22 protein-coding genes are annotated in these 17,031 nt (G+C 70.9%); 5 read left to right on the top strand and 17 right to left on the bottom strand.

What is annotated here, in order from left to right:
* Positions 1 to 24: 24 nt before the first annotated feature.
* Both SH922_RS21470 and SH922_RS21465 read right to left on the bottom strand, forming a co-directional pair.
* Entirely contained in the window at positions 25 to 747 is a 723-nt protein-coding gene (locus SH922_RS21470) for an HAD family hydrolase (protein ID WP_393059511.1), read from the bottom strand.
* Between the two features lie 134 nt (positions 748 to 881).
* Positions 882 to 1,754, bottom strand: coding sequence for a FadR/GntR family transcriptional regulator (locus SH922_RS21465; protein WP_393059510.1), 873 nt, complete (start codon positions 1,752 to 1,754; stop codon positions 882 to 884).
* A 232-nt stretch (positions 1,755 to 1,986) separates the two neighbouring features.
* On the opposite strand from SH922_RS21465, the gene SH922_RS21460 reads away from it, so the two are divergent.
* Positions 1,987 to 2,160 (top strand): hypothetical protein, encoded by a 174-nt coding sequence (locus SH922_RS21460; RefSeq protein WP_393059509.1) that lies wholly within the window; start codon positions 1,987 to 1,989, stop codon positions 2,158 to 2,160.
* Between the two features lie 240 nt (positions 2,161 to 2,400).
* Here the strand turns inward: SH922_RS21460 and SH922_RS21455 are convergent, their stop codons facing one another.
* The 3 genes from SH922_RS21455 to SH922_RS21445 are packed head-to-tail and all read right to left on the bottom strand — an operon-like array spanning position 2,401 to position 5,371.
* Positions 2,401 to 3,654 (bottom strand): GNAT family N-acetyltransferase, encoded by a 1,254-nt coding sequence (locus SH922_RS21455; RefSeq protein WP_393059508.1) that lies wholly within the window; start codon positions 3,652 to 3,654, stop codon positions 2,401 to 2,403.
* 60 nt (positions 3,655 to 3,714) lie between these two features.
* On the bottom strand, positions 3,715 to 4,698 hold the full coding sequence (locus SH922_RS21450; protein WP_393059507.1) for an asparaginase: 984 nt from the start codon (positions 4,696 to 4,698) through the stop codon (positions 3,715 to 3,717).
* A 46-nt stretch (positions 4,699 to 4,744) separates the two neighbouring features.
* Positions 4,745 to 5,371, bottom strand: a complete 627-nt coding sequence (locus tag SH922_RS21445) for an ABC transporter substrate-binding protein (protein WP_393059506.1) — start codon at positions 5,369 to 5,371, stop codon at positions 4,745 to 4,747.
* 116 nt (positions 5,372 to 5,487) lie between these two features.
* Between SH922_RS21445 and dtd the strand changes: the two genes are divergently transcribed.
* Positions 5,488 to 5,937 (top strand): D-aminoacyl-tRNA deacylase, encoded by a 450-nt coding sequence (gene dtd / locus SH922_RS21440; RefSeq protein WP_393059505.1) that lies wholly within the window; start codon positions 5,488 to 5,490, stop codon positions 5,935 to 5,937.
* 30 nt (positions 5,938 to 5,967) lie between these two features.
* Here the strand turns inward: dtd and SH922_RS21435 are convergent, their stop codons facing one another.
* The 4 genes from SH922_RS21435 to SH922_RS21420 all read right to left on the bottom strand — a co-directional run bounded on the left by SH922_RS21435 (position 5,968) and on the right by SH922_RS21420 (position 8,532).
* Positions 5,968 to 6,933, bottom strand: a complete 966-nt coding sequence (locus SH922_RS21435; protein ID WP_393059504.1) for a YgfZ/GcvT domain-containing protein — start codon at positions 6,931 to 6,933, stop codon at positions 5,968 to 5,970.
* 27 nt (positions 6,934 to 6,960) lie between these two features.
* Complete coding sequence (locus tag SH922_RS21430) at positions 6,961 to 7,416, bottom strand: Fur family transcriptional regulator (protein WP_393059503.1); 456 nt, start codon at positions 7,414 to 7,416, stop codon at positions 6,961 to 6,963.
* A 62-nt stretch (positions 7,417 to 7,478) separates the two neighbouring features.
* Complete coding sequence (locus SH922_RS21425; protein WP_350998230.1) at positions 7,479 to 8,051, bottom strand: FABP family protein; 573 nt, start codon at positions 8,049 to 8,051, stop codon at positions 7,479 to 7,481.
* 259 nt (positions 8,052 to 8,310) lie between these two features.
* Positions 8,311 to 8,532, bottom strand: a complete 222-nt coding sequence (locus tag SH922_RS21420; RefSeq protein WP_393059502.1) for a hypothetical protein — start codon at positions 8,530 to 8,532, stop codon at positions 8,311 to 8,313.
* Positions 8,533 to 8,745: 213 nt separating this feature from the next.
* Here SH922_RS21420 and SH922_RS21415 point away from each other — a divergent pair, with 213 nt between their 5' ends.
* Complete coding sequence (locus SH922_RS21415; RefSeq protein ID WP_326659397.1) at positions 8,746 to 9,108, top strand: DsrE family protein; 363 nt, start codon at positions 8,746 to 8,748, stop codon at positions 9,106 to 9,108.
* Positions 9,109 to 9,139: 31 nt separating this feature from the next.
* Here the strand turns inward: SH922_RS21415 and SH922_RS21410 are convergent, their stop codons facing one another.
* From SH922_RS21410 to SH922_RS21375, 8 genes are all read right to left on the bottom strand, one after another.
* Positions 9,140 to 9,490, bottom strand: coding sequence for a DUF3099 domain-containing protein (locus SH922_RS21410; RefSeq protein ID WP_393059501.1), 351 nt, complete (start codon positions 9,488 to 9,490; stop codon positions 9,140 to 9,142).
* Between the two features lie 177 nt (positions 9,491 to 9,667).
* Positions 9,668 to 9,955 carry a DUF1416 domain-containing protein gene (locus SH922_RS21405; RefSeq protein ID WP_018490348.1) on the bottom strand — a complete coding sequence of 96 codons (288 nt, stop codon included), beginning with the start codon at positions 9,953 to 9,955 and terminating at the stop codon, positions 9,668 to 9,670.
* A gap of 50 nt (positions 9,956 to 10,005) precedes the next feature.
* Entirely contained in the window at positions 10,006 to 10,851 is an 846-nt protein-coding gene (locus SH922_RS21400; protein ID WP_393059500.1) for a sulfurtransferase, read from the bottom strand.
* 161 nt (positions 10,852 to 11,012) lie between these two features.
* A complete protein-coding gene (locus tag SH922_RS21395; protein WP_351392369.1) occupies positions 11,013 to 11,120 on the bottom strand; it encodes a putative leader peptide in 108 nt (35 codons plus the stop codon).
* Positions 11,121 to 11,376: 256 nt separating this feature from the next.
* Complete coding sequence (locus SH922_RS21390) at positions 11,377 to 12,072, bottom strand: DUF2993 domain-containing protein (protein WP_393059499.1); 696 nt, start codon at positions 12,070 to 12,072, stop codon at positions 11,377 to 11,379.
* Positions 12,073 to 12,219: 147 nt separating this feature from the next.
* Positions 12,220 to 13,599 carry a hypothetical protein gene (locus SH922_RS21385; RefSeq protein ID WP_393059498.1) on the bottom strand — a complete coding sequence of 460 codons (1,380 nt, stop codon included), beginning with the start codon at positions 13,597 to 13,599 and terminating at the stop codon, positions 12,220 to 12,222.
* Positions 13,600 to 13,609: 10 nt separating this feature from the next.
* Complete coding sequence (locus tag SH922_RS21380; RefSeq protein WP_393059497.1) at positions 13,610 to 13,864, bottom strand: MoaD/ThiS family protein; 255 nt, start codon at positions 13,862 to 13,864, stop codon at positions 13,610 to 13,612.
* A gap of 53 nt (positions 13,865 to 13,917) precedes the next feature.
* Positions 13,918 to 14,793, bottom strand: a complete 876-nt coding sequence (locus tag SH922_RS21375; protein WP_393059496.1) for an alpha/beta hydrolase — start codon at positions 14,791 to 14,793, stop codon at positions 13,918 to 13,920.
* A gap of 301 nt (positions 14,794 to 15,094) precedes the next feature.
* Here SH922_RS21375 and SH922_RS21370 point away from each other — a divergent pair, with 301 nt between their 5' ends.
* Together SH922_RS21370 and SH922_RS21365 are read left to right on the top strand one after the other, a co-directional pair.
* Complete coding sequence (locus SH922_RS21370; protein WP_393059495.1) at positions 15,095 to 15,898, top strand: response regulator transcription factor; 804 nt, start codon at positions 15,095 to 15,097, stop codon at positions 15,896 to 15,898.
* Positions 15,899 to 15,922: 24 nt separating this feature from the next.
* Positions 15,923 to 16,972 carry a LacI family DNA-binding transcriptional regulator gene (locus SH922_RS21365; protein WP_393059494.1) on the top strand — a complete coding sequence of 350 codons (1,050 nt, stop codon included), beginning with the start codon at positions 15,923 to 15,925 and terminating at the stop codon, positions 16,970 to 16,972.
* The last annotated feature ends 59 nt before the right edge of the window (positions 16,973 to 17,031 follow it).

Below are 17,031 nucleotides of genomic sequence, written 5' to 3'. Positions count from 1 at the left end.
GCGCGACACCGCCCCCGGAGCCGCTCAGCCCTGCTCGGCGGAGGCCACATCAAGCGCGTGCGCCAGCGTCGTCAGCTGCCGCACGACGACCCCCGGACCGGCACCCAGTGCCCGCCGTTTGTCGTCGTTCCGCGCGTATCCGATGAAGGGCATCCCGAGCGCGTCGGCGGCCAGGAGGTCCGCCCGGGAGTCCCCGATCATCAGCGCGTCAGCCGCGGCCGTCCCGGTCGACTCCAGCGCCCGGACGAGACAGTCCGGATGCGGCTTCAGCAGCCAGGGGTTGCCGGGCACCCTGCCGTGCACACGGCCGCCGAACAAATGGGCCGTGCCCCGACGACCGAGATAGCGCGCCACCGCCTCCGGGGAGTTGTTGGTCGTCACCGCCAGCCCGTATCCCAGCCGGTGCAGGGTTCTGATCAGACGGTCCGCGTCCTCGGTGGGGTCGGCGCTCCCGGCGGCCGTGACCTCCTCCTGGGTGAGGCGACTCTCCAGCCGGGCCACCAGCTCCCGGTTCGGGCCCGCGTCGGCCACGGCCTTCAGGATGGCCAGCGGGTCACTCTCACAGGCGGGTCCGCCCGCCAGGCCCGGATCGCTCCCGGCCGCCACCAGTTCACCGGCCAGCAGGGCCGCTATCCGGGTGGATGTATGACCGGAAAAGAGATTGCACACCGGTCCGTCGAAGTCGAAGTACACGCACTTGGCGGAGGCGAAGAGAGCCTGCAACTCCCTCGGCTGGGGGTCGGTCACATCGCTCCGTCCGTCGGGAGGCAGAAGGTCGCCGGAGGCTTCCACCTTCCATACTGCCCTCGGACGCCGGTCACTACAGCGGGCTCCGCCCCGCCAATCACCTGGGTCACCAAGACAATTCAGGGCACTCCGTGTCAGGCATCCAGGACCACCGGGGTCGCGATGGTGGACCACAGGCTCTCGAACCATGCCGCGGACTGGGCCACGAACTGCTGATCCCGCACCCCGGCAGAACTTTCGAAAGGAAAGAGCGTCGAGAGAGTCCCCAGAGTGTCGAAGATCCGGGTGGGAGTGCCCTCGATCATTTCCTCGCGCTCCTCCACCGTGTAGTACGCGAACAACGCCTCCGCCCCGTTCAGCACATACAGCTTCACCGGCGGCGTGAACGGCAGCGCCCGCATGGCCACGTCGATGCCCAGTTCGCTGGTACTACGCAGCGATTCGAGGTTCTGCCTCAGCGCCCGTCCCTGGAGGTTGCGATTCCGCAGCCAGCGCTCATGCACCGCCTCGTCGCCCTCCACGGGCTCGGCACGACGTGGAAAGGCCAGGGCGATGTCGCGAGCGGGGAACAGCACCCGCAGCTTCACCGAGCTCGGAGTGAGGTTCCCCGTCCTGATCCGCGTCAGCGACTCGGCCATCGCCAGGACGAGCGACTCCGCCGTCAGACAGAGCGCGTCGATGCGCACTTCGTCGTGCTCGAAGGCACTCAGCACCCTGGGCCCGAGCACCGCCGCCGTCTGCTGCGGCACTCGGATGCCGGGCCGGTTCGCCACCTTCGGTGGAGCCCCCCGGGTGACATCGGTCAGCCACCCGTCCCCCTGAAGGCGCTGCAGCGCCAGCCGGACGACACCTCGGTCGACACCGAACTCGCCGGCCAGCACAGCCTGTGTGGGCAGGGAGTCGCCCGGCTTCAGATCCCCGGTGTGCATACGCGCCCGTAGCGCCTTCGCTACGTCATCGGGCGAGGGCTTACGGCTGCCGTTCATCGCTGTGCGCTCAGGAGTCACAACAGAACGCTACAACTTCCCACCATCAAGCGGGAGTTGTTGGAGAGTTGTTTATGAGTTGGCGCCAACTGGGAACAACTTAGCTAGTTGGCCGCAACGTTGCGACACCTACGGCCCGCCACCTGAGAACCCAGCACCTTCCGCTCGCCCGTCCACCGTCGTACGGGTGTTGCTCGCGCATCGGCAGATTCCCCGAGCCTCTCCGCTCCCCACCTCCTGAGGAGGGACCGCCATGCCCTGGATCACCCTTGCCCTGGAACAATTCCTGCAGTGGAAGCTCGGAGTCCTGGGAAGCTTGGGCTTCACTCTCACGGCAGTCGGGATCAAGTTCGGTAACGACAAGTGCCTGACCGTGGGGAGCGTGACCCTCGCGCTGCTCCTCTGCCCCCTGCCCGACGGGCAGTGACTCCTGTGCGGCGACGCAGTCAGCCGCTCAGGGATCCACCCTCGTGGCCAGGTAGTTCCACGTCGAGCCGAAGAACGTCTGACATTCCCGCACGCAAGAAGGGCGCCTACAGCCACGCCACGGAATGGGACGTCACATCCGGTCAGTGAACTCGGCAGTCCGCGAAGAGCGAGGGCCTGGGACCACGTGGTCCCAGGCCCTCGCTCGGGTGGACGGGTCACCCGGCCCATCGGACAGGCCCTAGAACACGTCCGGGCACCAAGCCCGCCGCCCCGCCCGCAGCACCCCGTCCGCGCGGGCCGCCGCGCCCGGGGTCAGTTCCTCGACGCGGCCCAGCGCCGCCAGCCGCAGGGGCGACTCGTCGCCGAGGTACAGCGTGCCCAACTCCCGTACGTCCATGGCCAGATCGGCCGACCGCGTCGTCGGGGTGCACGTGGCGCCGTCCGGCGAGGCCTCCAGGTGGAAGCGGCCGGCGGTGAGGCCCGTCGTGTCGTGGATGTCCAGGACGAGGGAGCCGGGGACCGCGTAGGTGCGGGCCTCCAGTGCGCGTACGACGTCGAGGACGCGGACCCACATGAAGTCCGCGTGCGTCACCACACGGGCCGCGCGCGGGTCCGGGAGGTGGAGCGGGAGCAGGTCGTCGGGGGCGCGGTGGCCGGTGCGGATCGTGGCGATCCAGTCGACCGAGCAGAGGAAGTGCCACAGCGCCCGCTCCGCCGCCGGGGTCGCCGCGATCAGGCTGCGCACCGTCGCCCGGTTCAGCGGCTGCTTGGCGTCGCCCCAGTGGTCGTCGGCGCGGTAGACCAGCAGCCCGTCGACGGTGCCGTCGGGCCCGCGGTAGACGGCGTAGAACGGCTCGGTCCAGGGGTTGTTGGGGAAGATCACCTCACCGGTGGCGAGGTCCCACCAGCGTTCGCCGCGGCTCACCACTCCGTGTTGACTCGCCCTCAGCCGGTCGTGGAGGGCCGGGCCCAGCTTGCGTGCGTCCGCGCCGTCCACCAGGTCGATCCGGCCGCCGTCCTCGGCCGACGGGACCCGACGGTGCGGGTCGAGGCCCGTCCGGGGGACGTCGACCTCCCACTCCGTGGTCCAGGTCGCGGGGCCGAATCCGTACCGCCCGTAGATCGGGTACTCCGCGGCGATCAGCGTGGCGGCCACGTCGCCGCGCTCCTTCGCCGCCGCCAGGTCCGTGGCCATCATCCGCGAGAGCAGCCCGCGGCGCCGGTGGGTGGGCGAAACCGTGACGTTGGTGACCGCGTCCGTCGGCACCGTGGCGCCACCGACGACCGTCAGCTCCTGCGCGAACGACCGGAACGTCGCCACGCACCGCCCCTCGTCGAACACCCCCTGCGTGCGCGCCAGGTCCAGGTACGGCAACCGCCCCGCCACCTCCTCGTCCGACGGTGTCGGCGCGCGCAGGAAGCCGGTGTTGAGAGCGCGCAGCCAGTCATGGAGCTCGGATTCGGTGATGGGGCGGGCGTCGAGGGTGCTCATCCGCCTCACGCTAAGTGGGGGGACCCCAGATGTCACCGGCTTTTCGGGCGGCCCGCCCCGTCAGAACGCCGCCCGGATCTCCCCGACCTCCGCGCTGCCGCCCAGCAGCGGCGCCCGGCCGATCCGCGACACCACCGGGGCGTCGACGCCGAGCAGACCCAGCGCGCGGGCCAGCACCGGGCCGAGTGCCCTGGTCGAACCGTCGTCGATCTTGAAGGCCAGGGCCCGGCCGTCCGCCAGCGCCACCGCCTGGACCGCCTCCGCGCCCATCTTGGACAGCGTGCCCGGCACCTCCCGCATCAGCCAGGTGTCGGGCCGCCGGGTGCCTGCCACGTACTCGGGATGGGCGCGCATCGCGTCCGCCACCCGGCGCTCGGCCGTGCCCTGCTCCGCCGTGACGAACGTACGGAACGCCCGCGCGAGGCCCACCAGCGTGATCGCCATCAGCGGCGCCCCGCAGCCGTCCGTGCCGACCGCGGCGACCGGCTCGCCCGCCGCCTCCTCGACGACCCGGTGGACCAGCTGCTGGAGCGGGTGCGCCGGGTCGAGGTACGTGGCCGTGTCCCAGCCGTTCTGCACACACACCGCGAGCATCGCCGCGTGCTTGCCCGAGCAGTTCATCGTGATCCGCTCCCGGACATGACCGGCGGCGAGATACGTCTCCGCCTCCGCCGGATCCAGCGGCAGATCGGGCGGGGTCTGCAGATCGTCGGGCGACAGCCCGTGCTCGGTGAGCATCTTGCGTACGAGATCGAGGTGGAAGCCCTCGCCCGAATGGCTTGCTGCGGCCAGCGCCAGCCGCTCTCCGGAAAGCTCCAGACCGGCCCGCAGCACCGCCGCGGCCTGCATCGGCTTGTTGGAGGAGCGCGGGAAGACCGGCGCCGTCGGATCACCCAGGGAGAGCTCCACGCTGCCGTCCGCGGCCAGGACGACCAGGGAGCCCCGGTGGTGCCCCTCGACGAAACCGGACCGGACGACCTCGGCCAGCACGGGAAGGCCGGGAACCGGGTCGGATATGGCGGACGGGACTGCGCTGGAGGTCATGGTGGCCTTCCGGGGACGGGCGGGACCCGCTCCCGGAAGGATCGCTTCAGGCGAGCAGGTCGTCTACTTGTGCTTCCCCGTCACGGTACCTGCGGGCGATCTCCGCACTGCAATCGTCCGCGGTGCGCTGGAGCCGGTACCGGCGCCGGGAAACCTGCTGTTCGTAGCGGACCAGGCGTCCCATGGCGGTGTGCAGCTCTTCGTCCGTCCGGGCGTCGAGGTCGGAGAGTTCGACCTCGGCGAGCGTCTCCGCCGCCAGCTGCCGGTACTCGTCGGTGCGCGGCGTGCTCAGCGTGACGTGCCGTGCGGAGGAGCGGTGCAGCGACGGGGTGTCCGTGAGGATCTCCGAGAGGCGGTCCACCACGGGGGACTCGGGGTCCCGCCGCCGCGCCAGCTCGGCCCGCAGGATGTCGATCCGCCCCTGGACGAGCCGCCGCACATAGCTGAGATCGGCCTCGTCACGCTGCGAGTCCCGCCGCAGCCCGCGCAGCTCGGGCAGTCGCAGAGCGCCCAGATCGGGCGGGGCCGATCCCGCGGTCCCGTCCTCGGAGCCGTGTCCGGTCCGCTGCACGGGTGGGCGCATGGTGCTCGTACTCGTACCGGCCTTGCTGTTGACGCCGGGGCTCGCGACCGGCACTGCGCCCGGGGACTGCCCGGTTCCATGCGTGCTCATGCTTGTGTCCATCCCCTCGACCGGTGCGTCGGCACACCGCCTCCGTGCATGGTGCCACTCCGAGGGGGTCTGTGGAGTTGCTCTGTACCCGTTCAGCCCAAGATAGGTTGGTCTGTATGCGTGCAGTGATACAGAGGGTGGACGGTGCGAGCGTCACGGTGGCCGACGCCGGGGGCGACGGCGGCGGTTCGGCGGTCGTCGGCGAGATCGTGGGCGAGGGGCTGTGTGTGCTGGTGGGAGTCACCCACGGCGACACCGCGGAGAAGGCGGCCCAGCTCGCCCGCAAGCTCTGGTCGGTCCGCATCCTGGAGGGCGAGAAGTCCTGCTCCGATGTGAATGCACCGCTTCTGGTGATTTCGCAGTTCACTCTCTACGGGGACGCCCGGAAGGGCCGCCGGCCCACGTGGAACGCCGCGGCACCCGGCGAGATCGCCGAGCCGCTGGTCGACGAGGTCGTGGCGCAGTTGCGGGCACTGGGTGCGCAGGTGGAGACGGGCCGGTTCGGGGCGGACATGCGGGTCTCGCTCACGAACCACGGCCCGTTCACCGTCATCGTCGAGGTCTGAGCCGGCGGGCGGCGGGGCGGACCCGGGGCCCTACGGCTCGACGACCGTCTCCTGGGCCGCCGCCGTGTCCCCCGCCAGCAGCTCCGCGTCCACCGCCACGTTCCGCTTCACCAGGGCCAGGGCGATCGGCCCCAGCTCGTGGTGGCGGGCGGAGCTGGTGATGAAGCCCAGCTGACGGCCCTCGGCCCCGTCCGCGGCGAGCCGCACCGGCGTGCCGTGACCGGGCAGGAGCACCTCGCTGCCGTCCAGGTGCAGGAAGACCAGCCGCCGCGGCGGCTTGCCGAGGTTCTGCACCCGGGCCACGGTCTCCTGGCCCCGGTAGCAGCCCTTCTGGAGGTGGACGGCGGTGCCGATCCAGCCCAGCTCGTGCGGGATGGTGCGGTGGTCGGTCTCGAACCCGAGCCGCGGACGGTGGCCCTCGACGCGCAGCGCCTCGTGGGCCAGCACCCCGGCGACCGGGCCGTGCGCCGCCGCGAACGCCTCCAGGCCGTCGCGGGGCAGGAACAGATCGCGGCCGTACGGCGTCTCCCGTACGGCGGCGCCCTCCGGGACCTCGGCGATGGAGCCGGCCGGCAGGTACACGACCGCGAAGTCCTCGGTGCGGTCGGCGACCTCGACCCGGTAGAAGAACTTCATCGACTCCAGATAGGCGATCAGTTCGCCCTGGGTGCCCGGCTCGACGTGCATCCACACGGTCTCGCCGTCATCGACGAGATACAGGGCGTGCTCGATGTGCCCGTTCGCCGTGAGGACCAGGGCCTCGGTGGCCTGGCCCGGGACGAGTTCGCTGACGTGCTGGGTGAGCAGGAGGTGCAGCCACGCCAGTCGGTCGCTCCCGGTGACGGTCACGACCCCGCGGTGCGAGAGGTCGACGAGACCGGAGCCGTCGGCGAGGGCGCGCTGCTCGCGGAACAGGTCGCCGTAGTGCGCGGCGACGCCTTCGTCGCGGCCCTCGGCGGGGACGGCGCCGGGCAGGGACAGCAGGGGGCTCTTCATGCGACCAGCGTACGACCCGGTCCGGCGCTACGGACCGGGCGCCGGCTCCGGAGCCGCCCCGGCCGCCTTCGCCGCGCAGTCCTTGCAGCGGCCGAAGATCGCGAAGTGCTTCATGTCCGTCTCGAAACCGAACGTGCCGCGCAGCTTCTCGGTGAACTCGGCGACGACGTCGACATCGGCCTCGATGACGTTCGTGCAGTCCCGGCAGACCAGATGGATGTGGTGGTGGCGGTCCGCCAGGTGATACGTCGGGGCGCCGTGGCCCAGATGGGCGTGGCTGACCAGATCCAGCTCCTCCAGGAGCTCCAGGGTCCGGTACACGGTGGAGATGTTCACGCCGGACGCGGTGCGGCGCACCTCGGACAGGATGTCGTCGGGCGTCGCGTGTTCCAACGTGTCGACGGCTTCCAGGACAAGCTGCCGCTGCGGCGTCAGCCGGTACCCACGCTGCCGAAGATCGGTCTTCCAGTCGGTGCTCACCACAGGCTCCAGTGTAGGTCCGGGTGAAGGCATGGCCACGGCTGAACGCCGGAACGAACCCGTGGCTACTTGAAGAAGGCGATTCCGTCGTCCGGGAGGTCACCGAGGCTCTTCGCCATCGCCGCGACCTCTTCCGGGGTGACGACCTTCTTCAGGTGCGCCGACATGTACGGCCGCAGCTCGACCTCGGGCGTGGACTTCTCGCCCACCCACATGAGGTCGCTCTTCACATAGCCGTAGAGCCGCTTGCCACCGTTGTACGGGCCTGAGGCCGCGGTCCGCGCCACCGCGTCGGTGACCAGGTCGATCTGCGGCTTCTGGTGGCCCAGCTCGCCGTACCAGATCTCGATGACGCCCTGGTCGCGGACCATGACGACCTCGACCTTGCGGTCCTTGTCGATCCGCCAGTAGCCGGACTCGGACTCGAGCGGCCGGACCTTGTTCCCCTCGGCGTCGAGCACCCAGGAGTGCGAGGTGTACTCCAGGAAGTCCCGGCCGTCGTGGCTGAAGGAGACCTCCTGGCCGAAGTTGCACTTCTCGGCACCGGGGAAGTCGGACACGCCCGCGCCCGCCCAGTTGCCCAGGAGGAAGGCCAGCGGGACGAGGTCCGGGTGAAGGTCGGACGGGATCTCGATCATGAGCGGCTCAGACGATCTGTGAGGCGGGAGGCGGGGACGCCGGGAACGGGAAGGGACTAGCGCTGACCCTGGTACAGCTTCTTCACGGTCACGCCGGCGAAGGCGAGAACGCCGACGCAGACCAGGACCAGCAGGGCGGAGAAGAATGCCTCAAGCACGGGAGCTCCTTGAACGAGCGGTATGGCGGCAGTACAGGGCCGGGCCCCAGCCTAATGGGTGAGGTCCCGGCCCGCCGGTTCGGGGCGTGCCGCGGGGCGGGTCAGCCCAGCAGCTGGTTCTGCAGGATCAGGGTCTGGTGGAAGGGGATGTGCGGCGTCCCTGCACCGGCCTTGCGGGACTGGACGACCAGGGCGACGGTGTCGCCCGAGATCAGATTGCCCAGCCGCGCCTGGGCGGCGCCGTGGGGCTTCGGCTCGCTGAACACGTACGACGAGGTGTTCGCCACCTTCCCGTCGCCCGACCACGACTCGTCGAGATCCATTGGCGCTTCCGGGAGCGGCGTCACGGGGACGGGCACATCGGATCCGCCACCTCGACCTGCGCGGGCGGCTCGGCCGGCCCGTCAGGAACAGTGTCTTCCGGGTTCAGAATGGGTCCCCCCACGAGACCTGAGGCGCAGATTCCGTTACCTGCGCACACCACTGACCCGTCAGCCCCCAACGAGGTTGCGCGACCGAGGATTACAGTGCTGCATATGCCGAAGAAGCTCGTGATCAAGGTGACCGCAGGTGCCGACTCCGCCGAGCGCTGCTCGCAGGCGTTCACCGTCGCGGCGGTCGCCGTCGCCAGTGGCGTGGAGGTGTCGCTCTGGCTGACCGGGGAGTCCGCCTGGTTCGCCCTGCCGGGGCGCGCCGCCGAGTTCGAACTCCCGCATGCGGCCCCGCTGCCGGATCTGATCGAGTCGATTCAGGCGGGTGGGCAGATCACTCTCTGCACCCAGTGCGCGGCTCGCCGCGACATCACGGAGCAGGACGTCCTGGAGGGCGTACGGATCGCAGGTGCGCAGGTCTTCGTCAGCGAGATCATGGCCGACGGCGTCCAGGCCCTCGTCTACTGAGGCGGCTGAAGCCGCCGAGGCCGCCGGTCCCTCACTGACGGCGCTTCTTGCGGCCGTCGAGCTCGTCCCACCACGCGTCGGACTCCGGATCGCCCGTGGGGCCTGTGGGACCGGTGGGACCTGTGGGACCTGCGGGGCCGCCCTTGCCGGGCCCGGGCGGGGTCCCGGGCCGCGTCCCCGGGGCGGGATCGTCCCACCAGCGGTCCTCGGGACCCTTCCGGTTGGCGACCATCGCCGCGACGGGCGGGATGACCATCGCGACCACGCACATCGCGATGGCGGCGGGCATCGACCAGAGCCTCACAAAGGCCCAGGCCGAGACGAAGAGGACGAGGCATCCGCCCATCATCAGGAAGTAGGCGCGCCGGCGGCGGCGGTACATGAGTCCAGCGTAGGCCCGATCGGCCCGCCCGGCCGGTCCTGGGCCGGACCGGGTCCCGCCCGGACGGCACGAAGGGCCGTACCCCGGTTTCAGGAAGCGTCCAACCCCCTGGGGTACGGCCCTTCGGCCGGTCATCCGCAGAGCCGCGAGGGCTCCGGAACCGTTCGGTGACGGCTCCTAGACGGCGATGGCCACCTCGGAGAGGCCGCCCGTCTGCGCCACGACCGTGCGGTCGGCGCTGCCGCCCGGGACCAGGGCGCGCAGCGTCCAGGTGCCCTCGGCCGCGTAGAAGCGGAACTGTCCGGTCGCCGAGGTCGGGACCTCGGCGGTGAACTCGCCGGTCGAGTCCAGCAGGCGGACGTAGCCGGTGACGGGCTCACCGTCGCGGGTCACGCTGCCCTGGATGGTGGTCTCACCGGGCTTGATCGTCGAAGCGTCGGGGCCGCCGGCCTTTGCTCCACACATGGCGTTCTGTCCTTCTGGTCGGGGGGCGTGCTGGTCCGGGTCGCGCGGAGTTACTTGTTGGCGCCGAGCTCGATCGGCACGCCCACGAGGGAGCCGTACTCGGTCCACGAACCGTCGTAGTTCTTGACGTTCTCCTGGCCGAGCAGCTGGTGCAGCACGAACCAGGTGAGCGCGGAGCGCTCACCGATGCGGCAGTAGGCGATGGTGTCCTTCGCCAGGTCGACCTTCTCGTCCTCGTAGAGGGCCTTGAGCTCGTCGTCCGACTTGAAGGTGCCGTCGTCGTTGGCGTTCTTCGACCACGGGATGTTGCGGGCGCTCGGCACGTGGCCGGGGCGCTGCGACTGCTCCTGCGGGAGGTGGGCCGGGGCGAGCAGCTTGCCGCTGAACTCGTCGGGCGACCGCACGTCGACCAGGTTCTGGGTGCCGATGGCCTTCACGACGTCGTCGCGGTAGGCGCGGATCGACTCGTCCTGCGGCTGGGCCTTGTACTGCGCGGCCGGACGGGACGGGATCTGGTCGCCGTCGACCAGGTCGCGGGAGTCGAGCTCCCACTTCTTGCGGCCGCCGTCGAGCAGGCGGACGTCCTGGTGGCCGTAGAGCTTGAAGTACCAGAACGCGTAGGACGCGAACCAGTTGTTGTTGCCGCCGTAGAGGACGACCGTGGTGTCGTTGCCGATGCCCTTGTTCGACAGCAGCTCCTCGAAGCCGGCCTGGTCGATGAAGTCACGGCGGACCGGGTCCTGGAGGTCCTTGGTCCAGTCGATCCGGATCGCGTTCTTGATGTGGTTCTTCTCGTACGCGGAGGTGTCCTCGTCGACCTCGACGATGGCAACCTTCGGGTCGTCGATGTGGGCCTCGACCCAGTCGGCGTCTACCAGGACGTCACTGCGGCTCATTCTGTTCTCCTCCGGGGCAGTCTGCGGCGGGATGCTGCGAGGTGGTGCGGGACGGTGCGTGATGCGGATGTACGCGGCGCGGGCCGGTGCACGGGCGTCAGGCGGGATGGCCCCGACGAGCGGTCGAGGGGCCGGGAATGCGGGAAATCGACGGATCCCGCTCAGACAGTGCGACAGAGCATGGCGGCGACGCGGCACAGGTCCACTGCCCGCCGCTTCGTGAGATCCGCCTGTCCCCGCTGTCGGAGACCGCTAATAGAGCACTGCATGGGACCGATCGTAGGGACGTACGGGCGGACATGTCACCGTTGTGTCGTATATTGAGACACGATCGTCCGGAGTGTGAGACGCAAGCGGGAACGCGGGCGCTGCGGGACCGCCGCCAGGGGCGCGGAGCCGGTCAGTCATCTGCGGAACGGACTCCGGCGTCTCAATATGTGGCTGGGCTGGTGCTGGGCGGCCCGGCCGGCCCATGCGGGAGGACACAGCGCTGGCCACCCGCTGCCTACCCTGCTGCGGAGGGTGTTATCCGGCGAGGCGTACGTCGGTGCCCGTCACGGAGATCTCCAGTCCGGCGGCGGTCGGCTGGATCTTCTCCAGCTTCAGGCCGTTCGGCAGCTTGCCGACCTCGCGCTCGAAGTCGGTCTTCTCGCGTACGAGCCCCTCGAGGCCGGGGATCCCCTCGCCCGGCACCTTGTCCGCGTGCACCCGCACGGTGTGACCGTCGACCAGGGTGACGGTGGACAGGACGCTGCGCGAGACCGTCCGGCCGATGCCGGGGATTTCGACCGCGCCGGTCACCTTCACCTTGCCGTTGCCGCCGTACTCGACGGCGACGCCGTCGGAGGCGGCCTTGGTCAGGTCCGCGTACGAGATGACGGCCGTGCCGGAGGCGCGGGTGGCCGTGGCGCCGGAGAAGCCGTCGGTCAGCCGCACCTGGTGCAGTTCCGCCTCCATCGTGCTGATCCGCAGTGCACGGCCGCCTGCGGTCGCCTCGATCCCGGTGACCTTCACGTCGACCTCGTCGAGTTCCGATCCGGCGACCTGCGTCAGGAACGGGAAGCCCTTGATGGAGACGTCCGTGGACCCGGTCCGCGCCCCGGAGACCACCACCCGGTCCGCGGCCTCCGACTCGGCGAAATACACCGCCGCACGGTCCACGGCGATGAACACGCCGGCCAGAACCACCACGACGACCAGCAGTATTCGCAGTGCACGCATGCCTGTCCTCCCCCGCGCCACGTCCATTCGGACCTCTGGCGTCCGTGAGCCTACTGCGGCCACACGTCACGCCCCGGGTGATCGACGAGCGGAAGCCCCCCAACGGTTCCCCGTGGAGGGCTTCGGCATGCCGGTGACGCGGTACGGCTACGCGAGCGCGCGCCCGATCAGATAGACGGCCGGGGCGGCCGCGGTGAGCGGCAGCGCCACTCCCGCGGTCATGTGCACGAAGCGTGACGGGTAGTCATAGCTCGCCACCCGCAGCCCGATCAGCGCACAGCCGCCTGCCGCGAGACCGAGCAGTGCGCCCTTGGCCCCCAGGTCGGTGACGGCACCCGCCACCGCACCGGCACCCGCTGCCACGACGAGCGCCGCCACGACCGAGGCCGGTCCGGGCAGCGGCAGTGCCCGGACGAGCACCGCGGCGGCGACAGCCACGCCGCCGACCGTCACGGCGTCCGGGACGGCCGCGAGGTGCCCGGCGGCGAGGACGGTGAGCGCGGCCGAGGCGACCGTGGCCATCAGCCCCTGCATCCGCTCGTCTGCACCGGCCCGGCTGCGCAGCTGGAGCACGACGGTGAGCAGCACCCAGATCCCGAGGGTGCCCAGGATCGCGGCCGGACCGTTCTCCCGGCCGGCCGCGAGCAGCGCCACATCGGCGACGAGACCGCCGGCGAAGGCGAGCGCGATGCCCTGCCGGGCCGGCCACATGCCGTTGAGCCGGAACCACCCGGCCGCGGTCACCGCCTGGAGCAGCACCAGCGGAACGACCAGCGCGTACGGCCCGACGGCCGCGCCGAGCGCGAGGAGCAGCCCGAGTCCCGCGGTGATCGCGGCCGGCTGCATACCGGGCGCGATGATCGGCGAACGGCCCTCGGCACGGGCGCGCTGGGCGTCGGTGATGCGGCTGTTGCCCAGCGTGGTGGGCGCGCTGTAGCCGTCCTCGCCCTGCGGAGCGGCGGCCGGGGCTGCGACCGGGGCAGGCGCGGGCTGGGCCTCGGGGGGCAGCGGGTACGAGCCGGATGCGCCCAGCGGCGGCAGGTACGCGGTGTCGTCGGCGGCGGCCTGCACGGGAGGCGCCGGCTGAGCGGGCTGAGCGGGCTGAGCGGGCTGAGCGGGCTGAGCGGGCTGGATCGTCGGCTGGTACTGGGTGTCCCAGGTCTGGCCCTCCCAGGTCTGGGCGACCCCCTGGTCACCGGCCGGCCAGCCGGCTCCGGGCTCCGGCTGAGGGGCCTGCGGATACGGGGCGGCCTGCTGGGGCGGGTGCGGGTCGTACGCGCCCTGCTGCGGCCCGTACGGTGCCGCATCGCCCCCATAGGGCGCCTGCTGCCCGTAGGAGGGGTCCGCGTATCCCTGGTCGGCGTATCCCTGGCCGGGGTACGCCTGGCCGTCGTACGCCTGGCCGTCGTACGACGGGTCCCCGTACGGCTGCTGTTGTCCGTACGGCTGCTGCTGCGGCTCCTGCCCGTACGGATACTGCGGATGCTGCTGCTGCGGGTACGGCTGCTGCTGATCGCTGCTGCTCATGTTCTGCGGTTCACCCTCCTGCGAACGGCGGGAGCACCTCGACCGTGCCGCCCTCGGCAAGGCGTACGGTCTCATGGCTCCGGGTCCCGACGGGGTCACCGTCGACGAGGAACGAACACCTTTGCAGTACGCGGCTCAGCTCACCGGGGTGCCTCTCGCGCACCGCGTCGAGTGCCCCTTTGAGCGTCGCAGCGGTGTACGACTCCTCCGCGGTTCCGGCCGCGGCCTTGGCGGCTGCCCAGTAGCGGATCGTTCCCGCAGGCATGGCGGCGCTCCTCTCGTCTCGCGTCAGCTCACGCTTCGGCTGTCCATCATGATTCACCGCGTCATCGCCCAGTCGGCGATGCGGGTGAGCAAGGTCTCGTCCGCCGCGTTCTCCGCGTGGCCCATGCCGTGCTCCAGCCACAGGTCGGCGGACCCGCCCGCCGCCTCGGCGAGCATCCGCGGGTGGTCGAGCGGGAAGTACGGGTCCTGGTCGCCGTGCACGATCAGCAGCGGGGCCGGGGCGATCAGCCGGGCGGCCTCGACCGGGGAGAGCGGGACCGGGTCCCAGTCGTTGCGGTCGATCCGGGTGCGGAAGCCGTACCGCCCGACCAGCCGGCCGGTGGGGCGGGTGACCATCCAGTGCAGCCGCCGCATCGGGGCGGTCCCCCGGTAGTACCAGCGCGCCGGGGCGCTCACGGACACCACCGCATCCGCGTGCGCCTCCCCATGCGCTTCCGTGCGCCCCTCGCCCTCCCCCTCCGCGCCGGGGGCCGTATACAGCGCCCCGTGCCGGAGCACCACGGAACCGCCCATCGAGAACCCGGCCGTAACGACCCGCGTGTGCCCGAGCGACCGCGCCCAGGCCACCGCGGCGGCCAGATCCAGCACCTCGCGGTCGCCCACCGTGGACCGTCCGCCGGAGCGCCCGTGCCCCCGGAACGAGAACGTGACCACCGCCGCACGCTGCGAGAACACCTCCGCGGCCCGCCGCACCGCCGGGCGGTCCGCCGAACCGGTGAATCCGTGCGCGACGACGATCGCGGTACCGGCGCCGCCGGCCTGCGCGCCCGTACCGGCACCGGCCGTACACGGCTCGTACACCGCCTCGATACGGACGCCGTCATCGGTCGGCAATGTGGTCCGCAGCGGACCGCGCGTGATCAAGGGAACAGAGGAACTCCGAAATCGCCCCTCGGAGACAGAAGTCATGTGGGCTATTCTGCTGGGAAGAGGATCCGGGCAAAGCAGCCCCCGGGTCCTTTTGTGCTTTCCGCGCGTTGTTACGACGACGTTTCGACAAGCTCAGCGTTCCTGGGCGCGGGTCGCACTTGTTAGGCCCGTATGACGAAACGTCGTACGACCACGCACGAATAAGCGTACGAAGCAGTGCCGCATACTCCCCCGGGTCCGACCCGGGAGTGCCCCTCTCGCAGGGAACGAGGAGGACCGACGTAATGGGCGAGCCAACCGTGCACGATCATCGACCGACGACCCAGGCAGGTGGGCGGCGATGAGTTCACTGCTGCTCCTGACGAATGCCCTCCAACCGTCGACGGAGGTGCTTCCCGCCCTCGGCCTCCTGCTGCACAGCGTGCGGGTGGCTCCCGCCGAAGGCCCCGCCCTCGTCGACACCCCCGGTGCCGACGTCATCCTCGTCGACGGACGACGCGACCTGCCTCAGGTCCGCTCGCTCTGTCAGCTGCTGCGGTCCACCGGACCCGGCTGTCCACTGATCCTCGTCGTCACGGAGGGCGGCCTCGCGGCCGTCACCGCGGACTGGGGCATCGACGACGTGCTGCTGGACACGGCGGGCCCCGCCGAGGTCGAGGCACGCCTGCGGCTGGCCACCGGCCGGCAGCAGATCACCGCCGACGACTCCCCGATGGAGATCCGCAACGGTGATCTTTCGGTGGACGAGGCGACGTACAGCGCGAAGCTCAAGGGCCGGGTCCTCGACCTGACCTTCAAGGAATTCGAACTGCTCAAGTACCTGGCGCAGCACCCGGGCCGGGTCTTCACCCGCGCCCAGCTGCTCCAGGAGGTCTGGGGCTACGACTACTTCGGCGGTACGCGGACGGTCGACGTCCACGTACGGCGGCTGCGCGCCAAGCTCGGCCCCGAGCACGAGTCACTCATCGGGACCGTCCGCAACGTGGGCTACCGCTTCGTCGCGCCGGAGAAGGTGGAGCGGGCAGCCGCCGAGGAGGCCAAGACCGCCGCCGCGAAGGCGGCTGCCGAAACCCTCACCCGTTCGGAGCAGCCGGAGGTAGTGGAGGTCACGGAAGAAGCCCCGGTCCGGCCTGCCAAGAGGTAGTTCCATCCGCGTAGACTGCCGCGCGTGGCCAAGGTGACGCGGGACGATGTGGCGAGGCTGGCGGGGACGTCGACCGCAGTGGTCAGTTACGTCATCAACAACGGACCCCGGCCGGTCGCCCCGGCCACGCGCGAGCGGGTGCTCGCCGCGATCAAGGAGCTGGGCTACCGGCCCGACCGGGTCGCCCAGGCGATGGCCTCGCGGCGGACCGACCTCATAGGCATGATCGTGCCCGACGCGCGGCAGCCGTTCTTCGCGGAGATGGCACACGCGGTCGAACAGGCCGCCGCCGAGCGCGGAAAAATGGTGCTCGTCGGCAACTCCGACTACCGCGACGAGCGCGAGGTCCACTATCTGCGGGCCTTCCTCGGCATGCGCGTCTCCGGCCTGATCCTGGTCAGCCAGGGCCCCAGCGAGCGCGCGGCGGCGGAGATAGAGGCGTGGGACGCCCGGGTCGTGCTGCTGCACGAGCGGCCCGAGGCGATCGACGACGTCGCGGTCGTCACGGACGACGTCGGCGGCGCCCAGCTCGCCACCCGCCACCTGCTGGAGCACGGCAACGAGTACGTGGCGTGCCTCGGCGGCATGGAGTCGACCCCGGCGGTCGGCGACCCGGTCGCCGACCACGTCGAGGGCTGGCGCCGGGCGATGCACGAGTCGGGCCGCTCGACGGAGGGCCGGCTCTTCCAGGCCCCGTACAACCGTTACGACGCCTACCAGGTGGCGCTGGGGCTCCTCGCCGGCCCCGACCGCCCGCCGGCGATCTTCTGCACGACGGACGACCAGGCCATCGGGGTGCTGCGGGCCGCGCGCGAGCTGCGGATCGACGTGCCCGGTGAGCTCGCGGTGGCGGGCTTCGACGACGTGAAGGAAGCCGGACTGACCGATCCGCCGCTGACGACGGTCTTCTCGGACCGCCCGGCGATGGCGCGGGCCGCGGTCGACCTGGTGCTCGACGACTCGCTGCGGGTGTCGGGCTCGCGACGGGAGCGGCTGAAGCAGTTCCCCTCGGCGCTGGTGGTCCGGCGCTCGTGCGGCTGCGGGGAGCCGCCGGCCGCTCAGGTGCTCACCTAGGGCCTCTCGTACGGTCCGTACGGCAGACCCCGGGAACACGTCCTTATATCGGGCATACG

The sequence above is a fragment of the Streptomyces sp. LN549 genome, assembly GCF_043203805.1.
In the GTDB taxonomy this organism is placed as follows: domain Bacteria; phylum Actinomycetota; class Actinomycetes; order Streptomycetales; family Streptomycetaceae; genus Streptomyces.
The sequence above is the reverse complement of the archived record's forward strand: the minus strand, read 5'-3'. Positions and strand labels throughout refer to the sequence as shown.